At 63.9% G+C, this 18,390-nt stretch carries 15 protein-coding genes; 8 read left to right on the forward strand and 7 right to left on the reverse strand.

Going from position 1 to position 18,390, the window contains the following annotated elements; translation table 11 throughout:
- Window positions 1–15: 15 nt before the first annotated feature.
- The 7 genes from IFT82_RS15690 to IFT82_RS15720 all read right to left on the reverse strand — a co-directional run bounded on the left by IFT82_RS15690 (window position 16) and on the right by IFT82_RS15720 (window position 8,814).
- Window positions 16–807 carry a hypothetical protein gene (locus tag IFT82_RS15690; protein ID WP_192128507.1) on the reverse strand — a complete coding sequence of 264 codons (792 nt, stop codon included), beginning with the start codon at window positions 805–807 and terminating at the stop codon, window positions 16–18.
- Window positions 808–825: 18 nt separating this feature from the next.
- Window positions 826–1,821 (reverse strand): hypothetical protein, encoded by a 996-nt coding sequence (locus tag IFT82_RS15695; protein WP_192128509.1) that lies wholly within the window; start codon window positions 1,819–1,821, stop codon window positions 826–828.
- Complete coding sequence (locus IFT82_RS15700; protein ID WP_192128511.1) at window positions 1,818–3,029, reverse strand: hypothetical protein; 1,212 nt, start codon at window positions 3,027–3,029, stop codon at window positions 1,818–1,820. Before IFT82_RS15700 ends, IFT82_RS15695 begins: the two co-directional genes overlap by 4 nt.
- A gap of 19 nt (window positions 3,030–3,048) precedes the next feature.
- Window positions 3,049–5,226 carry a GumC family protein gene (locus tag IFT82_RS15705; protein WP_207105807.1) on the reverse strand — a complete coding sequence of 726 codons (2,178 nt, stop codon included), beginning with the start codon at window positions 5,224–5,226 and terminating at the stop codon, window positions 3,049–3,051.
- Between the two features lie 51 nt (window positions 5,227–5,277).
- The gene (locus IFT82_RS15710; protein WP_192128515.1) at window positions 5,278–5,988 is read right to left on the reverse strand and encodes a polysaccharide biosynthesis/export family protein; all 711 of its coding nucleotides are present in this window, start codon (window positions 5,986–5,988) and stop codon (window positions 5,278–5,280) included.
- A gap of 77 nt (window positions 5,989–6,065) precedes the next feature.
- Window positions 6,066–7,460 carry an O-antigen ligase family protein gene (locus tag IFT82_RS15715; RefSeq protein ID WP_192128517.1) on the reverse strand — a complete coding sequence of 465 codons (1,395 nt, stop codon included), beginning with the start codon at window positions 7,458–7,460 and terminating at the stop codon, window positions 6,066–6,068.
- A 58-nt stretch (window positions 7,461–7,518) separates the two neighbouring features.
- Window positions 7,519–8,814, reverse strand: coding sequence for a sugar transferase (locus tag IFT82_RS15720; RefSeq protein WP_192128519.1), 1,296 nt, complete (start codon window positions 8,812–8,814; stop codon window positions 7,519–7,521).
- Between the two features lie 276 nt (window positions 8,815–9,090).
- Between IFT82_RS15720 and glmS the strand changes: the two genes are divergently transcribed.
- The 8 genes from glmS to IFT82_RS15760 all read left to right on the forward strand — a co-directional run bounded on the left by glmS (window position 9,091) and on the right by IFT82_RS15760 (window position 18,338).
- The gene (glmS, locus tag IFT82_RS15725; protein WP_192128521.1) at window positions 9,091–10,902 is read left to right on the forward strand and encodes a glutamine--fructose-6-phosphate transaminase (isomerizing); all 1,812 of its coding nucleotides are present in this window, start codon (window positions 9,091–9,093) and stop codon (window positions 10,900–10,902) included.
- A gap of 146 nt (window positions 10,903–11,048) precedes the next feature.
- Window positions 11,049–12,095 (forward strand): site-specific integrase, encoded by a 1,047-nt coding sequence (locus IFT82_RS15730; protein WP_342355130.1) that lies wholly within the window; start codon window positions 11,049–11,051, stop codon window positions 12,093–12,095.
- Between the two features lie 79 nt (window positions 12,096–12,174).
- Window positions 12,175–12,600 (forward strand): hypothetical protein, encoded by a 426-nt coding sequence (locus IFT82_RS15735; RefSeq protein ID WP_192128523.1) that lies wholly within the window; start codon window positions 12,175–12,177, stop codon window positions 12,598–12,600.
- 162 nt (window positions 12,601–12,762) lie between these two features.
- The gene (locus IFT82_RS15740) at window positions 12,763–13,743 is read left to right on the forward strand and encodes an SDR family oxidoreductase (protein ID WP_199860530.1); all 981 of its coding nucleotides are present in this window, start codon (window positions 12,763–12,765) and stop codon (window positions 13,741–13,743) included.
- An 88-nt stretch (window positions 13,744–13,831) separates the two neighbouring features.
- Window positions 13,832–14,305 (forward strand): hypothetical protein, encoded by a 474-nt coding sequence (locus IFT82_RS15745; protein ID WP_192128525.1) that lies wholly within the window; start codon window positions 13,832–13,834, stop codon window positions 14,303–14,305.
- 133 nt (window positions 14,306–14,438) lie between these two features.
- Window positions 14,439–17,591, forward strand: a complete 3,153-nt coding sequence (locus tag IFT82_RS15750) for a helicase-related protein (RefSeq protein ID WP_192128528.1) — start codon at window positions 14,439–14,441, stop codon at window positions 17,589–17,591.
- Between the two features lie 202 nt (window positions 17,592–17,793).
- Complete coding sequence (locus IFT82_RS15755) at window positions 17,794–18,018, forward strand: antitoxin MazE family protein (RefSeq protein ID WP_192128570.1); 225 nt, start codon at window positions 17,794–17,796, stop codon at window positions 18,016–18,018.
- A 14-nt stretch (window positions 18,019–18,032) separates the two neighbouring features.
- Window positions 18,033–18,338, forward strand: a complete 306-nt coding sequence (locus IFT82_RS15760) for a type II toxin-antitoxin system PemK/MazF family toxin (protein ID WP_342355131.1) — start codon at window positions 18,033–18,035, stop codon at window positions 18,336–18,338.
- Window positions 18,339–18,390: the final 52 nt, after the last annotated feature.

Below are 18,390 nucleotides of genomic sequence, written 5' to 3' on the forward strand. Positions count from 1 at the left end.
TTCGATCCTGTCTCGCTAGTTCGTTATATACCGGCCGGTGAGCGTAAGGCCCGTGAAACCGACGTAAAAAAGGCCAAGGGCCAAAAGATTAGGATAGAACGGGAAAGCGACGAGCGGAACGCCACCGGCCGCGGCCATCGCCAACCATCGTGTACGGCGGTCGAGCGAATAGGCCCGGCGCAGCGAATAATCCAGCACCTTCAGGATAAGCACTAGACCGATCTGAGCTGCCAGATACCACCACCGCAACGCCTCCGGCGTTCGAACGACCAGCGCCATCAGCGATAGCGTCCCATTGTAGAAAAGATAATTTCCGATCTGGAAGCGGATCGGCGACTTGACCAGAAGACGGTGGCTTTCCTTGGCCGCGATCGCGAACGCAGCTGCCATGACGGCGAGCAGCGCGACCCGGATGACGATGTTCGTGGTGAACTGGGCGGGCATCAACAGGAAAGGCGCCGCGCTGACGATCATCAGGATCCGGAAGCCGGTTACGACCCGGATGCCGTACGACTGCGTCGCCAGATAATCGGTCAGGATCAATAATCCCGGATAGGCGATGATGCATGTCTCGTACCAGCCGGCGCCGCTGCCGATCGCAAGCAGTGCCGTCACGAATATCGATACCAGCACGATCGATCGCCTGACCGTGGCAAATTGTGAAAAGTAAATGAAAAACAACAGGCTGAAGACGACGCTCGCACCGTTGTAGATGAGTACGTAACTTCGCAGCAAGTCGGCTGGCGCGGTCAGGATGACCAACGTGTTTGCGGCAAAGCTGAGCAGGTACAACCCGAAGTGAAACATCGTTTTCCCGTCCGACGATCAAGCGGCGAAAGCCGGAGCGATCCCTGCTTGCCGCAACCGATCGACTTCCTCGGTGTAACGCTGCTGGATCGCGACGATCGGCAGCACCACGAGCAGGGGGTACACATAACGGATATAGGCCGTGTATCCGGTCACCAGTGCACCGATGATGGCCATCGGCACCAGAATGGCGAGGGGAACAGCGAAACGGCCCGTCGCCATCCGGCAATATATTTGATTCATAACCGAACCGATTGCCACCGGAATGAAGGCAAGGGCCGGACTCAATACGGCAAATGCTCCCGTCATCGCCAAGATGGGCCAGAAGACACCCCGTGCCAAGGTCCCAAACAACCCCAGATTTCGAAAGTTAGGAATTCTGTCAAATTCGCGCAGTTGCATATCTGCCGAATTGAATTCTAGCAGTCTACCCCCCAGCGCATCGGCAAATACCAGCGACAGCAAAAGTGCCACAAACAATAATCTGATCAAATGTTTGCGTGGAAGTTTGATAATCAGATAAAATATGGATGCAACCCGAAGAATTCCCAGGAATGGTGCGAACCACGGAACGGCACGTCGGCCGTTTACTGCCATCAGTACGACGAACATGACTATCATCGTGTCCTTGAGGGCTGTCGTCGCCAGATGCAGGCGGTAGGGGTTGGCCAAAATCAGTAGCAGAGCAATCAGCCAGCGCACCGATCCTCGGTCATTGTTGCAATAACGATCATGGAACCTGAACAGAATGACGTTGGTTGACGCAAATAGCAGCATGTTGGCGGCTGTCATCAAGGCAACACTCATTCCGAGCAGATCCGCCCAGAAATAATAGCCGTTATTAAGGATGAGAAAATAGCTCTGCGCTAAAATCGCCCTGACCGTGTCATGGGCAAAAGTGGCATAGGTGACGCTGTCAGGATGAAAATTCCACGGTATCCCGGCAAATCGCTCGATCCCCAGGAACAGCAGCGCTGCCGCCAGCGACATAACGAAGACGACTATCGTCCTCATGGCTGGGCCTGCGGTAAAAGGGAATCGGCCCGCGCAAACCCGATGCGGTCGATCCTTGCGTCGACGGCATCGCTACGATCGCTGCCAACCAGCAGTTCCAGTCGCTGCCACCCACAAGTCGGGACAATGCGCAGGGGAGAGTCGTTACCCGATGTCCAGATCGGTGCCGAACTATCACCAGCCTTTAAACAAGTCACCCGCCAAGTGATGGAATTTTCACCGGTTTTTGCCTCAGGCTGTTGAACGAACAGATAGTTGCCGGGTGGCAGATGCAATGTACGCTGCAACAGGATCTGGTCCCCCACCGCACCCAGACGTGCCGAGACGTAAAGCCGGCGTCGACCACCTTCCGCCGGCTCGAACGCGATGCTTGCATCGGCCGATTCGATCGCACGCCAGCCGAATGGCCCATAGACGGGATCGGTCGTTCTCATGGTGAACGATGGATCGGCCAGCATGGCGGCATCGGCCTTCGGCAAGGCAAGGAACAGTCGCTCGGCAAGCGGGAAATCCCCTGATCCCACTAGGTGGGTCAGCAGGCCTGGTGCCAGATCAATCAGCAGAGCGACATTATTCTTCCTGCCCGATGCGAGCAGCAGTTCGGCAGCGGACGACGCTCCCCCAGGCATATCGAGGGCATTGAACAGAAATCCGCCGATCCATGGGGCACCATGCCGCACATACGGCACCAGGTCCTGACGGATCGTCGGATCGGCGATCGCCGCACTCAGAATGGGAAACAGCAATTGCTTGCTGTTCGGCGAAGTGCGCAAGGCCATGTCGTAATGGGCGAGGGTCGCGGCGACGTCACCGCGACTTACGGCCCGCTCGATCATGAAAAGTTGATTGGAGAGATCACGCCGCGACACCTTTTCCGACAGACCGGCAAGCCGATCAGCGCGCCGCAAATACCCGTGTCCCGCAGCCCAGATCGCCAGCATCCGCAGGGCAACTGGATTGAGCGGCTGGGCCCGTAACGCCTGTACAGCTACTTCACGCGTTCGATCGTCGGGGATGCGGTCGGGCTGCTGAGCTAATGTCTGCCCCCATTCCGACATCGGCGCGAGAGGATCATGCCAGAAAGCCGGTATGCGATCCGGTGCATGATTGCGAACGGTAGCGGAAAAGGCGAACAGGCAGGCCGCCGCAGCAATCGCTGCGGCTGCCACGACGATCACGACGCGGCGACCGGCGTGAACGAACGACATGGCGTCTTTCGATCGGCGATCAGTTATCCTTGTCTGAGCCATAACCATAATCATAGCCATAACCGTAGCCGTAGCCGGCCTGTCGATGGCTCAGCTTGGTCAGCACCACCCCGATCACATGGGCATGGACCATTTCTAGGCGTCCCAACGCCGCTCGCAGGCCCCGTACGGCCACCCCTTCGGCCTCGATGACGAAGACGCAACCTTCCACGGCCTTGGTAAGCAACGGGGCATCCGCAAGTCCCAGGATCGGCGGGGCATCGATCACCACGTGATCGAACGTTTCGCGCAGTTCCTGAACGAGACGGCTCATTCGATCGCTGCTGAGCAATTCCGCAGCACTAGGCGGCATCGGGCCGGATGCCATGATGCTGATATTGCGAAAGCCGACATCCTGAACGAGGCCGCGCCAATCGTCCTGCCCGGCCAGGAAATTGCTCAACCCCTCGGCGTTCGAGCAATCCATGATCGAATCGACCGAAGGCGAGCGCATGTCACCATCGATCAGCAGAACGCGCTTGCCGGTCCGCCCCAGCACGATGGCCAATGCCGCGGCGGTCGTGCTCTTGCCTTCGCCGGCACGCGAACTCGTGACCATCAGGGTCCGCGGTACGCCGTGATCCGACGAGAATGCCAGACTGGATCGAACGCTGAGATACGCCTCCGACAGTTCCGACTTGGCATCTTCCAGCGTGACCGTGAGATTCTTGTCGTCGGTTTGTTGTTTGGGAATGCTGCCCAAGAGCGGCACGCCCAGCAGACGGCTCACATCACCGGGTTCGCGCAGGCCCTCATCGATCTGCTCGAGTGCGAAAACGGCGATTGCGGAAAGGCCAATGCCGGCAAACAATGCGATCGCCAGATTGAGCAGCAGCCGCGGCGAAGACGGCGCCTTGGGCGGGTTGGCTAGATCCACGACTGCAACATTGGTCGCACCCACGTCACTGACGCTGATCTGCTTGGACCGTTGCAGCAGGCTATCGTAAAGCTGGCGATTGGTGTCAGCTTCGCGTTGCAGGATGTTATACTGGATAGAAGCACTCTGCTGACGCCCGAAACGGCCCTTCGACTCATCGACTCGGGAGCGTAGATCCTGTTCGCGGGCCACAAGCTCCTGATATTGGGCGGTGCGGCTGCTGCCAACGCGGCTGACTTCGCGTGCGATACTTGCGTCCAGCGCGGTGATCTGTTCACGCAATGCCCGTACGGTCGGGTAATTCGGTTCAAACTGAACGGATAGCTTAGCCATTTCCGATGCCGCCTCGGCACGCCGCTGGCGCAGGCCTGCGATGGTCGTGTTGGTCAAGGCCTCGGCGCTTGTGCCACTGTCGCTCCCGGAACTGGCTCGGCTTTCGGCGCTGATCCGTTCCGCCGTGGCGGCAGCAAGAGCGGTGTTTAGCGCATCCAGGTCGCTGGAAGCCAGGGTCCGCTCGATTTCCGTCTTTCCATCCGCGCCACGCACCCGACCCAACGCGACAATATCGTTACGGTTCGCAAAATTCACCGCTGCGCGTTCCGAGACCTCCAGCCGTCGGGCCAGATCCGCTAGCCCGGTTGTCAGAACGCGACGGGCATAGGCCGTTGAGGCGAACCGGCGATCGATGCCGGCTGCGATGAATTGTTCGCACCATTCGTTGGTAATGCGACTGGCCCAGATCGGGGAGGCACTGGTGTAGCTGACATCCACGAGGCTGGACGTGGCGATTGGATCGATACTGATGTGATCCAGGAGAAGCTTGATTGCCCGGTCCTCGCGCGCTTGCCGTTCCACAGGTGTCAGGCGCGCGGCATTTCCCTCCGGCTCGATACCGTGCGCTGCGAAGAATTCGTCGTTGGTTGCCAGCCGCAACGACCGGGAAACGCGTTCGGCGAGTGAACGGGCTTCCAGCAGGGAATATTGGGTCTTGTAGAACTCGACATCCTGCCCCGCTTGCGGTGATTCCAGCGTATCGACATTGGTAACGTTCTGCCGTTCCCGGCTGATTTCCAGTCGGGCGGTAGCCGTATATTGTGGAGTCATGAGCAGCGTGACGATGCCCCCCGCCAGCAGCAGGGCAGCGACGATGGAAAGAATAACCCATCTCCAGCGAACGACGCTCTGCAACAGGGAAACCAGAACCGGCACGCCGACACGCCGTTGCGCACCGGCAGCAGATCCCTCGTCAAGGGTGACGGATTGATGCGGGGCGACCGACATCAGCGCATGGGATGACATAACGGATTCCAAAAAAACTGGTGGATCAGCATATCACTGAAGAGCAAGGATGAGCGGCGCTACGAGGATTGGCAGGACGGATATCGCATCCTTGAACAGGCGCCGCGCCGGCGAGTCACCGACGACCACGACATCGTTGGCATAGACTTCGGGGTCGGCATAAGCTCCACGACGGATCGCCTTCAGGTTGTAAAGCGCCGCGTATTTCTGCCCCCGTACCGTTCTGAAAACGACTACGTCACTCAGCTTCGCGAATTCATCCGCCCCCTTGGCCGTGGCAACCGCGCGCATCAACGTCATCCGGCCGACGACGGGATAAAGCCCCGGCTCCTTTACCTGTCCATCAACGGTAATCACCTGACTGACCGTCTCGCGCAAATTGACGGTGACTTGCGGATTGCGAATACCCCCCTGACGCAGCCGTTCCTCGATGATGGCCCCCAGTTCGCCGGGAGTGCGCCCGGCAGCGTCGATGCCACCGGCAACCGGAAACGAAATCCGTCCTCCGGCATCCGTCTGAATCTCCTTGTTGCTCAATTCGGTGATGCCGAAAACGTCGATCATCAGCTTGTCGAACGGACCGATCAGGTACGGACGGTTCTGACCGAACAGATCCTCACGCGTAGGTGCAGGCAATACCGAATCCTGCTGTACGGTGACCGCACCGGTATCCCGAAGGCCGGTGTCATGCGCACATGCTGACAAAAGGATCGCGAACAACACGCACAAGGTACGAAAAATCATCAATCAGGCCTTACGAGCGGCATGTAATTGCGGGCGCTATGCAGCAGGAACCGTGCGTGGTAAAGGCGCGCCGATATTCACCGGGAATGCATGGTATCAGAGCCGGTGGACGTCGCATGATCCGATTTTCGTCCGCCCATCCATAGGGCCGCCAATGTCAGCAGACATGCCAGGGACGGCACCCGCGCCGGATAATCAACGATGCTGCCGACGGCGAAGGTGAAAACGATCACGCTTCCAAGTCGTCCATACAGGATTTCGGGTGAACGTGGTGGCTGCATCATCCACTGCCATGTCACGCGCACCCATCCGAAAATGGCCACCCCGAGGATCAGCAATGCCGGAAGCCCACCCGTCATCGCGATTTCCAGAAATTCATTGTGAGCATGATTGCGATACGTTGGTGACAGAATATTGTAAGTTTCGTACACTTGATAGGAACTGACGAACGAACCGATACCCGATCCCCACGGCATGAACTCACCGATCGCGTGAATGGCCGGTTGCCATATCTGCAATCTGGATTCTTCTGCCGGTGACGAAGCGAACAAACGCCTGAAGGCCTCGGCCCGACGCGAAAGGATGATGACGCCGACAAGCATCACGGCAGCGGCGCCAACCAATAGCCTAGGATCGTTTAGCCATGACCGCCAGCCATGGTCGTCGCGCTTGGTCACCGTACGCGACATCAACAGTAACAACGATAGCGATGCCAGAACACCCAGCACCAGCCCCGCTCGCGAACCGGTGACCAGCAGCAGGGGGATGAGTATCAGGATGCCTGCCGCCATGACGCCCTTGCGCCGGGTCAGTCGGCCTCGCTCTCCGGACTGGGCGAACACGGCCAGCATCGGGATGAGACAAGCGAGCAGCAACGCCTGATGGTTGCGATTAGCGAACAGTCCGTCCGAGGCATTCGGGTTATCGAAACGATAGAAGTGCAAGGCGGTATTGCCGGGGCTGAGCGCCTGCAATGCGCCCATGGTGGCAGAGAGGGCGCCGATTGCCAGCATCACGAACAGCAAATGGTGGCGCTCGCGCTCGGTCAGGCCGATACCGAGCAGCAGCACTGCCAAGGGTACGAATAGCGAAAACAGTGCGTTCCAGGTGTCGAGTGGCGACAGGCTCAATGGTCGGACATCATCGGGTGATCCGATGGATCGGCCGATCGTGATGACCAATTCCCGGCCCGGCAACGCCTGCCAGATCGCCGCTGGCAGCGGTATCAGGTGAAATGCCGTCAGCGCAAATAGCGCGCCAGCCAGCATGAGCAGCCTTCGCCAGCGATGCCATGCCGCTGTGTCGAACCGGACAAGCGCCCAGGCGCACAGGATAACGGCAATCGGCCGGAGCAGGATCAGCGATGCGATATCACCTCTGGATCCACCACCCATTAGGAAGACGCACGTCAGATATACGGCCAGCACCCAGAAAGTGGGCGACAAGCGTTCGAACTTGCTGATCGGATTCATGGACCGGCCCGAACGTACGGCTGCTTTCATCGACCGGTTACCCCCGAGGTGATGCCGATCATTTCGAGCCAAACCCGGTCATGATTGTCCGTACTGTCTTGAATACTATCAATATGTCGAGCCAGGACGAGAAGTTTTTGATATAAAAGAAATCGTAATTGAGTTTTTGGCCGACGCTTTCAAGATCGGCAACATGTCCCTGATTGACCTGTGCCCAGCCTGTTATACCTGGACGGACGATATGTCGGTACAAGTAGAAGGCTAGCTCCTTCTCGTACCATTTGGACAGGGCGATCGCTTCCGGGCGAGGACCGATGAAACTCATCTCACCCTTGATGACATTGAATATCTGCGGAGTTTCATCGAGCCGCGTGCGCCGCAGAAAGCGGCCGACGCGCGTGATGCGCGCATCGTCGGACTGGGTCATCGCATCATGTCGGGCGGCTTCGGTATCGGCAACTGCAAGGCGGACCTTCATCGTCCGGAACTTGATCATGCGAAATTCTCGCCCCCTAAAACCCATTCTCTTCTGCAAGAAAAACGGATTTCCCGGTGAATCCATGGCGATCAGAGCGGCAATCATGGCAAACGGAACGATCAACAGCGGCAGCAGAATGAAAGAAGCTACGATGTCGATGATACGCTTGACGTTGCGATAGCCCAGATTGGGCAATAGCGAGCCGAAGCTATTTTCGGACATATGTGAGATCGATACGCGACCCGTAAGAGACTCGCCTAGTTGCTTGAAATGATAGACGGGGTGGCCGTCGACCGCAGCTTCCGCCAGCATCCGCTCCCAATTATCGTCAAAATCATAGCGTAGATCGGCAACGATCGGGGTACCGCGTGGCATGGGAACAGTTGGTTCGGTCAGTACTACCCAGTTGACGTAATCGATCAGCATCAGTTCCTTAGCATCGCCGAACGGTACGACGAAAAATCTTGGAATGACATATCGCTCAATAAGGAAATTTAAACCATATGCGACAATCAATGCGATCAGGAAGCTGGAAGCGAAATATAGTCGGCCATAATCTATCCGAAAAGCAAAGAAAAATGTGAATACCGTTGCATATGTTGCCGCGAAAGATGGCAGTATGAAGCCGAATGCCTTGGCGCCGGGATATGCTGTAACGCGGCCGATGAAGGTGATCCCGATCACCGTAGCTAGAATGGCACCGGCCATGCTGTTGCGCACCGGATCGAAACCGGCACTGGCAAGCGCCATGTCCGGATACAGAGCGATCGCCGGAGCGACCACGGCCAACACGATCGTAAGCGAAAGTTGCGTCCAGAAAGATGCGAGAAATGCCCCACGGCTTTGTCGTCCGGATGTCTTACGACCGATAAACATGAAACTACGGACTCTTATCTGTGAAAACGGCTTGGCGAACGGACAACCTAAGGAAGGAGCGGCATATTCGCCATCGTGGGGCGCATAATCGAAGCGTCACTCCATTCCAAGTTTTACCTCTGGCCAAGCGATTCGGCTATCTACGACACAGCGTTACATACGGTGCGTTCGCCTGTCGTTTGATCGCTCACATGGCAAAATGGCATACGTTGCACGCTGTCACCGCCGCTGCCATGAGCGCAGGCGATCCCCCTTTTCGACCCGGAGTCCCCCCGCATGTGCGGTATTATCGCCTTTGTCGCCGACCATCCCATCGCCGAGCGCAGCGTGCGCGCGCTCGAACAGCTCGAATATCGCGGCTATGATTCCTACGGCTTCGCCTTCGTCACGCCGACGGGGTTCGACATCGTCCGCGGCGTCGGCCCGTTGTCCGAACAGGCGCCCGCGCTGATCGCCGGTGGGCTGCCGCCTGCACACGCGACGATCGCACACACACGCTGGGCGACGCACGGCAAGGTGTCGGTGCCCAACGCCCACCCCCACCGCTCGTTCGACGGCAAGTTCGCGGTCGTCCACAATGGCGTGATCGACAATTATCTGGAGCTTCGCCGCGATCTGACCGCGCACGGCATCGTCTTCGCCTCGGAAACCGATACGGAGGTGATCGCGCATCTGCTGGCACATCATTATGCCGCCACCGCCGATCTCGACGCCGCGCTGCACGCCACGCTGGCGTCGCTGTCGGGCGAGTTCGGGCTGGCGATCACCTGCACCGACCGGCCGGACCTGCTGATCGGCGTCCGCCGGCTCAGCCCGATCGCGGTCGGCATCGCCGGGGGCGCGGGCTATGTCTGTTCCGATCCGATCGCGGTCGCCGGGCAGGACGGCTGGATCGCCTATCTGGAGGAGGACGAGATCGCCTTCGTCACCGCCAACGCGGTCCGCGTCGCTTCGTTCGCCACCGCCGATTTCCCCGCGCGCGATCCGCAGCGCGTTCCGCTGACCACCGTCGCCGAAGCGTCGGAACTGGGCCCGTGGCCGCATTACATGATCAAGGAGATCAACGAAACCGCCGACGCCGTCCGCACCGTCGCCGCCATGCCGCGCAGCACATTCGCGCCCGCGGTCGCGCGGCTGGCGCAGGGCGACATCGCGCTGTGCGGCGCGGGCAGTTCGCACTATGTCTGCATGCTCGGCCAGTATTTCTTCTACCAGATCGCCGGCCGCCGCGCGATCTGCCATTCCGCCGACGAGTTCATGAACCTCGCCCGGCTGGACGCCGACGCCACGCTGATCGCGATCTCGCAATCGGGCGAAACCTACGACACGCTCCGGGTGATGGAGTATGCGCAAGGAGACGGTGCTACGCTCGTCTCGGTCAACAACGTCGCCGGCGCCACCGCGCAGCGGATGGCGGAGTTCCCGATCCTGCAACAGGCCGGGCGCGAGGTATGCGTGCTGTCGACCAAGTCGGTCGTCAGCCAGACCGCGATCGCCTGGCGCCTCGCCGCCGAGCTCGCCGCAGGCGACGGCGGCGCGGACATGGCCGATCTGACCGCGCTGGCCACGCAGCTCGACGGGCTGGTTCAGGACCTGTCGGCCACCATCCGCGACGTGGCGGAACGCTATCGCTGGATCGAACACTGGTTCTTCCTGGGCCGCGGCATCCACTGGCCCGTGGCCGCCGAATCGGCGCTGAAGTTTAAGGAAGTGTCGTACATCCATGCCGAAGCGATGCCCGCCGGCTTCCTGAAGCACGGCACCATCTCGCTGATCGACGAGAAGTTCTTCACCGTCGCCTTCATCCCCAATGCGCAGAGTGATCCTGAATCCTTCGCGCACGTCGTCTCCAGCCTGCACGAGATCGCGGCGCGCGGCGGCAACATCATCGGCTTCGGCCACGACCTGCCTTCCGCCTTCGCCGAAGGGCTGCTGGAGGCCTATGTCGAGCTGCCGAGCGTGTCGAAGTTCATGGACCCAGTGATCCAGATGGTCGCGGGCCAGCTGTTCGCCTATCACGGCGCCGTCAAGCTCGGCCGCAACATCGATCGCCCCCGCGCCCTCGCCAAGGCCGTCACCGTCAGGTGACGCTGTCCTACACGCCCGCCATCCGGTAATCCTTCCCGGTGGCCCTATTCCCGCCGCATCTATTCTTCGAAGCCAATCGAGGTGACCGATAACATTCCTTATCGGACACTCGACAGCAATCCATAAAACCGGCAGGATCGATCACCGTGGCACCGCCCCAACACACCTTCGACGATTACGTGACGGGTGATGGGCCGTCGTCGCGGTCGCTGGTGGTCGTCGCGCCGGTGCCCGCGCTTCGATCGCAGCCGTCGCTGCCGGGGCTGGTGCGGGCGGAGACCGCGCGGGCGGATGCGTATGCGCGAGCGGCGCGGGCGGAGAATACGCATCGCGGTTACCGGGCGGACTGGACGATCTTCACCGCCTGGTGCGCGGGGCGAGGGGAAAGCGCGTTGCCGGCCGGTGCGGATGTCGTGCGGCGCTTCATCGGGGCGGAGGCGGATCGCGGCCGCTCGCCGGCGACGATCGAGCGCCGACTGGCGGCGATCGGTCATTATCATCGGCTGGGCGGATTCGTGGCGCCGACCGACAGCCCCGATGCCGGTCCCCTGCGCGAGACGATGGCGGGCATCCGCCGCGCGCGGGGCGGGGCGGTGGTGCGCAAGCAGGCGGCCGATGCCGCGATCCTCGAACGGCTGCTGGCGACGATCACCGGGGACGGCGTGCGGGCGCGGCGCGACCGCGCGGTGCTGGTGATCGGCATGGCGGCCGCGCTTCGGCGCAGCGAGCTGGTCGCGCTGACCATGGCCGATGTCGCGCTGGTGCCGGAGGGGCTGCGCCTCACCATCCGCGGTTCGAAGACCGATCAGGCCGGGCGGGGGGTGGTGATCGCCATCCCGGAGGGGATGCGGCTGGCGCCCAAGGCGCGGCTGATGGCGTGGCTGGCTGCGGCCGGGCATGACGAGGGGCCGCTGTTCCGCCGGCTGACGCGCGGCGACGAGCCGATGGCGGTGGCGATGTCGGACCGGGCGGTCGCACGACTGGTACAGGGGGCGGCGGTCCGTGCCGGGCTGGACCCGCGGCGCTTCGCCGGCCATTCGCTGCGCGCCGGCTTCCTGACCGAAAGCGCGGCGCGGGGCGCGACGATCTTCAAGATGCAGGAGGTCAGCCGCCACAAGACGGTGCAGATCCTGGCGGATTACGTCCGCAATGCCGAACTGTTCAAGGATCACGCCGGCGCGGGCTTCCTGTAGGCGGGCGGCTCATGATGCGGAAGCGCGACGGGGCCGTGTGATAGAAGGGATCTTAACGCATTGAATATAGGGTAAAGCGATGGACAAGGATCGCTCGATCGATGCCCTGCGACGGCATCAGGATGCAGCGTTGCGGCTGCTGGCACAGGGTGTGGAGATCTTCGCGCACGGGCAGGAGGTGTCGTTCGAAAACCTGACCGGCCTGCGGCGGGAACTGGTGCAGGTGCTCGGTGCGTATCAGGTCTTCAAGCACGATGTCATCTTCGATCCCGCGATCGCGTCGGGCGATGCGGAGCGCGGGGCGCTGGCGCGGGAGATGAAGGTGCATTGCATCGCGGCGGGCGAGGTGTTCCGCGTGCATGTGATGCAATGGACGCCGGCGCGGATCGCCGAAGACCGGGCAGGCTATCAGGCCGCGGCCCGGCTGACGCTGAACCAATTGCACCGTCATATCACGGCGGAGCGGGTGGGGATCGCCGATCTGCTGGGCCGCTACCACGACTGAAGGTCGGGATCGACCCGGCCGACCTGCAACCGTCGCCGCAATCGTTCCTGTAACTGTCATCGCCCCGGTAATTGAGCAATGTAAGCATGGTCTTACGCCATTTGCCGGAACGTATCGGCGTATGCCGCGCTTCACCGCGAAAGACCTGTCGCGGAGCCTGACATGACCGATACCGATCGCCGTACCTTCGTGACCGGCGCCGCCCTGGCGGCCGGGGCCGTCGCCGCCCCCGCCGCGGCGGTTCAGGGGGGCGCGAAAGCAGCGACCACGCCAGCCGCAGCCGCCTATCCCAAACCGCCCTTTCCGGTGCAGCGCCAGCCCTGGCCCGGCCTCGCCTCAAAGATGACGCCCCGGCCCGATCATGGCGAGACCAGCTACAAGGGATCGGGCAAGCTGGCGGGCAAGAAGGCGCTGATCACCGGGGGCGACAGCGGCATCGGCCGCGCCGCGGCGATCGCCTATGCCCGCGAGGGCGCCGACGTCGCGATCAACTATCTGCCCGCGGAGGAGCCCGACGCGCGCGAGGTGATCGCGCTGATCCGCGCCGAGGGGCGGCGGGCGGTCGCGATCCCCGGCGACCTGCGCGACGAGGGCTTCTGCCGGAAACTGGTGGAGCAGGCCGCGACGCAGCTCGGCGGGCTCGACATCCTCGTCAACAACGCCGCGCGCCAGCAGACCCGGCCCGGCATCGCTGACATCTCCGCGCAGGATTTCGACGATACGATGAAGACCAACGTCTATGCCCCGTTCTGGCTGACGAAGGCGGCAGTGGCGCGGATGGGCGCGGGGGCGGTGATCGTCAACACCTCGTCCGAGCAGGCGGGCGATCCCTCGCCCGATATCGTCGACTATGCATTGACGCGCGCGGCGGTGCTGAACTTCACCAAGAGCATGGCCAAGCAACTGGCGCCGCGCGGCATCCGCGTGAACGCGGTGGCGCCGGGGCCGTTCTGGACGCCGCTGCAGGTCAGCGGCGGGGCGACCCCCGACAAGCAGCGCAGCTTCGGCCAAAGCTCGCCGATGGGCCGGCCGGGACAGCCGGCGGAGATCGCCGCGCTATATGTCGCCGCGGCCGATCCGTCGCTCAGCTATTCGACCGGGCAGATCTTCGGATCGACCGGGGGCAACGGCCAGCCTGCCTGAGGTCCAGGCCGCCTGACGTGCAAAACAGCGGATTCATGTCGTTTTCCGCTTTCGTTCCGGGCCGGGATGAATCAGAGTCGGGCGCACGATGCCGATCCGCGCCGATCATCTCTGGCTCTACCCGATCGACTGGACGCAATTGTCGCAGTCGATCCGGTTCGGCCGCGCCGGCGGGCGATGCGAGCATTGCCGCCGGCCGCATGGCGAGCGGGTGTTCCATCTGGGTGACGGCCTGTGGTGGGATCGCCACGACCGGCGCTGGCGCGACGGGCAGGGGCGGCGGGTGCGGCTGCCGCGCCGCGATCTGCTGCGCGAGGGGCGCTGGACGCAGGTGGTGCTGGCCTGCGCGCACCTGAACCACGATCCGACCGACAGCGTCGCGCACAATCTGGCCGCGCTCTGCCAGCGCTGCCACATGATCCACGACGGCCCCGAACACCGCCGGCGCCGCTGGCTGAACCGCCATTACCGCTGCGCGCTCGGCGATCTGTTCCATGGCCCGTATCCGCAACTCGGCGCGCCGACGATCGTGCCGGTCGGAGGGTGGGGGCTGGTGGCGTGATCTGGTTCGACCTTGGCCGCAGTATATAGCGACGCTCCGAAGACACAGGTTAAAAACCGTGCCTTTTCAAACGGAACGCCAGATGCCGGATGCCGGTTGTCCCTGTAGCCACCACTGGCTGGAGGAATTCCGGATGCTGAAGCGGACCCCCGATACGACCCTGCCCGGTGAGGCAGCGGCTACCGATCCCGTCGCGATCGTCGCGGCGCGGATCGCGCTGCGCGACGAGGCGCGGACGCTGGCGGTGGTGCGGGACGGGCAGCGGGGGGAGGCGATCGCCAAACTGGTCGCGGCGTTCGTGCCCGATGCGGTCGTCGTCCACCTGATCTCCAGCGACGCGCTGCCGGGCGAGGCCGCGCCCCCCTCCGCCGGCAATGTCGGGCAGCGGGTCGCGGCGCTCCGGCGGTTGCGCGTGGCCGCCACGGCAACGCCCGGGGCGCGCATTGTCGCGATCGTGTCGGCCGCGGCCAGTGCGGTGCGCTATCCCGAGCCCGCCGCGTTCGACGAGCATCCCCCCGCCTTCTCGGTCGGCGACGCGATCGACCCGGCGGGCTTTCCCGCGCAGGCGGAGGCGCTTGGCTATAGCGAGGACGACCGCGTCGACGAACCCGGCGAGATCGCGATCCGCGGCACGGTGATCGACATCTTCCCCGCCGACCGCGCCACCCCGGTGCGGATCGAATTCGCCGACGGGGTGGTGACGGCCTTGCGTGCCTACGACCCCGTCACGCAGCTTGGCACCGAGGCGGTCGACACGGTGGTGATCGGTCAGGCGAGCGAGCCGGAGACCGGCAGCGACGGCAAGGGGGGTGTGACGATCGTCGATCACCTGCCCGGTGCCGCGATCGTGATCGAACCCGGCGCACAGGCACGGCGCGACGCGTTCCTGGCATTGGCGCGCGACGGTGCGCCGCGTCGCCGCACGCCGGCCGGGCTGGTCGATGCGAAGACATGGGCAAAGGCGATCGGCGACACGCCCGCGACGCTGGCGGACGACGGCCCGGCAGAAGCGGCTCCGCCGCGCTTCGTCGAGCGCGCCGACCCGATCCGCGCGTTCCGGCGCTTTGCAAAGCCCGTGCTGGCGGACGGGCGGCTAGTGCTGGCGGGAACGGCGCGTGATCTGCGGTTCCTGCGCGCGCGGATCGGTGCGGCTGCGGCCCCGGCGGAGTCGCTGGCGGCGGCGATGGCGGCCCCGGTCGGCAGCGTCGCGCTGCTGGAGGCGCCGGTCGAGCGCGGCTTCGTCCATGCCGGCTGCACCGTGATTGCCGCGGCGGACCTGCTCGGCAGCCGTGCGCAGGGCGAGGAGGCGAGCGTCGCGGTCGCGGGCTTCGCGGGCGGGGCCGAACTGCACATCGGCGACGTCGTGGTGCACGAGGATCACGGGCTGGGCTGCGTCGCCGGGCTGGAGGCGCCGCAGGGCGAGGCGGCCGGCGATCATATCGTGCTGGACTATGCCAGGGGCGCCCGCCGGCTGGTGCCGGTGGAGGAGGCGAACCGTATCTGGCGCTATGGCGCGGACCGGGATGCGGTGACGCTCGACACGCTGGACGGCGCGAGCTGGCACAAGCGCCGCGCCGCGATCGATGCCGCCATCGCCGAAAGCGCGCGGGCGCTGGCGGCGCTGGCGGCGGAGCGGGACGCCCGCACCGTCGACCCGATCGTCCCCGACAATGCCGCCTATGAACGCTTCGCGGCGGGCTTCCCCTTCACCGAGACCGCGGATCAGGCGCGCGCGATCGCCGCGGTGCGCGCCGATCTGGCGAGCGGGCGGGCGATGGACCGGCTGGTCGTCGGCGATGTCGGCTATGGCAAGACCGAGGTGGCATTGCGTGCGGTCGCGCTGGTGGCGCTGGCCGGGCGGCAGGCGGCGATCGTCGCGCCGACGACGGTGCTGGTGCGCCAGCATCTCGACAGCGTGCGCCGGCGCTTCGCGGGCACGGGGATCGAGGTTGCAGGACTCTCGCGCTTGTCGACCCCGGCGGAGCGCAAGCGGGTGCTGGCGGGGCTGGCGGACGGCAGCATCCAGGTCGTGATCGGCACCGCGGCGGTCGCGGGCAAGGCGGTGCGCTATGCCGATCTCGCGCTGGTCGCGATCGACGAGGAACAGCGGTTCGGCGCCGCGGCCAAGGCGGGCCTGCGCGCGCTGGGCGCGGGCCATGTCCTGACGCTGAGCGCGACGCCGATCCCCCGCACGCTGCAATCGGCGCTGGTCGGGCTGCAACAGATCTCGATCATCGCCACCCCGCCGGCGCGGCGCCGGCCGATCCGCACCACCGTCGCCGCCTTTGCCGGCGACGACGTGCGCAAGGCGCTGCTGCGCGAGCGTGCGGCGGGCGGGCAGAGCTTCGTCGTGGTGCCCCGGATCGAGGATATCGCCGCCATGGCCGCGACGCTGCAACGCCTCGTCCCCGCGCTGGGGGTGGTGACCGCGCATGGCCGGATGGACGCCAGCGATTTGGACGAGGCGATGGCGGGGTTCGCAGCCGGCGACGGCGACGTGCTGCTGGCGACCAACATCATCGAGGCGGGGCTGGACGTGCCCCGCGCCAACACGATGATCGTCCACCATGCCGACCGCTTCGGCCTGTCGCAGCTGCACCAGTTGCGCGGGCGGGTGGGGCGTGGCGGCCGGCGCGGGCAGATATTGCTGACCACCGATGGCGAGGCGACGATCGCGGAGGCGACGCTGAAGCGGCTGCGCACACTCCAGGCGCTCGACCAGCTGGGCGCGGGCTTCGCGATCAGCGCGCGCGATCTCGACATGCGCGGCGCGGGCGACCTGATCGGCGAGGAACAGGCCGGTCACATGAAGCTGATCGGGGTCGACCTGTACCAGCATCTGCTCGGCCATGCGCTCCGCGTGGCGCGGGGCGAGGCGGCGGACCGGTGGCAGCCGTCACTATCGCTCGGGGCGACCGGCCGCCTGCCCGACGACTGGATACCCGAGGCGGATTTGCGCCTGTCGCTCTACGGCCAGCTCGCGCATCTGGACGAGGTGGCGGCGATCGACGCGTTCCAGGCGGAACTGGAGGACCGGTTCGGCCCGGTGCCGGAGCCTGCCGCCCGCCTGCTCGACACCGCGCGCATCGCCGCGCTGGCCGCGGATGCGGGCGTCCGCCAGATCGACGCCGGCCCCGCCGCGATCGCCCTGACGCTAGCGGACCCGAAGGCGACGCTGCCCGCCCCGTTCGAGGCGGTGAAGCACCGCTGGCTGCTGCGCGAACGCATCGACGACCCCGCCGCCCGGATCGAGCGGCTGCGTGACGTGCTGGACGGGCTGGGATGATCCGTCTTTATGCGTAACCTGACGCCATGGGGAAAACGGTGGGCGGAAACAGGGCGCACGTTGCTTCCGGTTTTAGGTTTTCGATGTCGGTATTCAGTACGGCGAGATCGCCTGCCGGTGCCCGAAACATCGCCCGTTCGCCTTGCGGTGATCGCCGATCCGGCATAGGTTACATGTGACGGTTTTCATCGGAGCGATGCCCATGCCGGCACCTGTCAGCCAACGGGTTCGGAAGCGCCGCGACGCGCTGCGTGCGGCCGGCCTGCGACCCATCCAGATATGGGTTCCCGATACGCGGCGACCGGGTTTCACGGAGGAATGCCGGCGACAGGCGCGCGTGGTGGCCGCTGCTGACAGGGTGGATCATGATCTGGACGCTTTCATGGATGCGGCCCTAGCCGATCTGGACTCCGAGAGCGGGGCGTGAACCGGGGCGATCTGGTGACGATCGCCCTGCCCGGCGACTTCGGCAAGCCGCGTCCCGCGCTCATCATCCAGTCCGACCAGTTCAACCAGACCGGCACGGTCACGGTCCTGCTGGTGTCGGGAACGCTGGTGGATGCGCCCCTGATCCGCACGACGATCGACCCGACACCGGCCAACGGGTTGAAGAAACAGTCGCAGGTGATGGTGGACAAGGCCATGTCGGTGAAGCGTGACAAGATCGGGGCAACGATCGGTCATCTCGATGCCGAAACCATGCTGGCGGTGACGCGAGCTCTGGCTGTCTTCTTCGCTATCGCCTGATCCGGTCGGGCCCGAAAACGGCTTCACCCCGGATGATGAGGGGCCTTCGCAA

This window comes from Sphingomonas sp. CFBP 8760 (assembly GCF_014841615.1).
GTDB lineage: Bacteria > Pseudomonadota > Alphaproteobacteria > Sphingomonadales > Sphingomonadaceae > Sphingomonas.

Excerpts from the sequence above, each read along its gene's own strand:
- IFT82_RS15690 (WP_192128507.1), bottom strand. The coding sequence starts at position 807 with ATGTTTCACTTCGGGTTGTACCTGCTCAGCTTTGCCGCAAACACGTTG.
- IFT82_RS15695 (WP_192128509.1), bottom strand. The coding sequence starts at position 1,821 with ATGAGGACGATAGTCGTCTTCGTTATGTCGCTGGCGGCAGCGCTGCTG.
- IFT82_RS15700 (WP_192128511.1), bottom strand. The coding sequence starts at position 3,029 with ATGTCGTTCGTTCACGCCGGTCGCCGCGTCGTGATCGTCGTGGCAGCC.
- IFT82_RS15705 (WP_207105807.1), bottom strand. The coding sequence starts at position 5,226 with ATGTCGGTCGCCCCGCATCAATCCGTCACCCTTGACGAGGGATCTGCT.
- IFT82_RS15710 (WP_192128515.1), bottom strand. The coding sequence starts at position 5,988 with ATGATTTTTCGTACCTTGTGCGTGTTGTTCGCGATCCTTTTGTCAGCA.
- IFT82_RS15715 (WP_192128517.1), bottom strand. The coding sequence starts at position 7,460 with ATGAATCCGATCAGCAAGTTCGAACGCTTGTCGCCCACTTTCTGGGTG.
- IFT82_RS15720 (WP_192128519.1), bottom strand. The coding sequence starts at position 8,814 with ATGTTTATCGGTCGTAAGACATCCGGACGACAAAGCCGTGGGGCATTT.
- glmS (WP_192128521.1), top strand. The coding sequence starts at position 9,091 with ATGTGCGGTATTATCGCCTTTGTCGCCGACCATCCCATCGCCGAGCGC.
- IFT82_RS15735 (WP_192128523.1), top strand. The coding sequence starts at position 12,175 with ATGGACAAGGATCGCTCGATCGATGCCCTGCGACGGCATCAGGATGCA.
- IFT82_RS15740 (WP_199860530.1), top strand. The coding sequence starts at position 12,763 with ATGACCGATACCGATCGCCGTACCTTCGTGACCGGCGCCGCCCTGGCG.
- IFT82_RS15745 (WP_192128525.1), top strand. The coding sequence starts at position 13,832 with ATGCCGATCCGCGCCGATCATCTCTGGCTCTACCCGATCGACTGGACG.
- IFT82_RS15750 (WP_192128528.1), top strand. The coding sequence starts at position 14,439 with ATGCTGAAGCGGACCCCCGATACGACCCTGCCCGGTGAGGCAGCGGCT.
- IFT82_RS15755 (WP_192128570.1), top strand. The coding sequence starts at position 17,794 with ATGCCGGCACCTGTCAGCCAACGGGTTCGGAAGCGCCGCGACGCGCTG.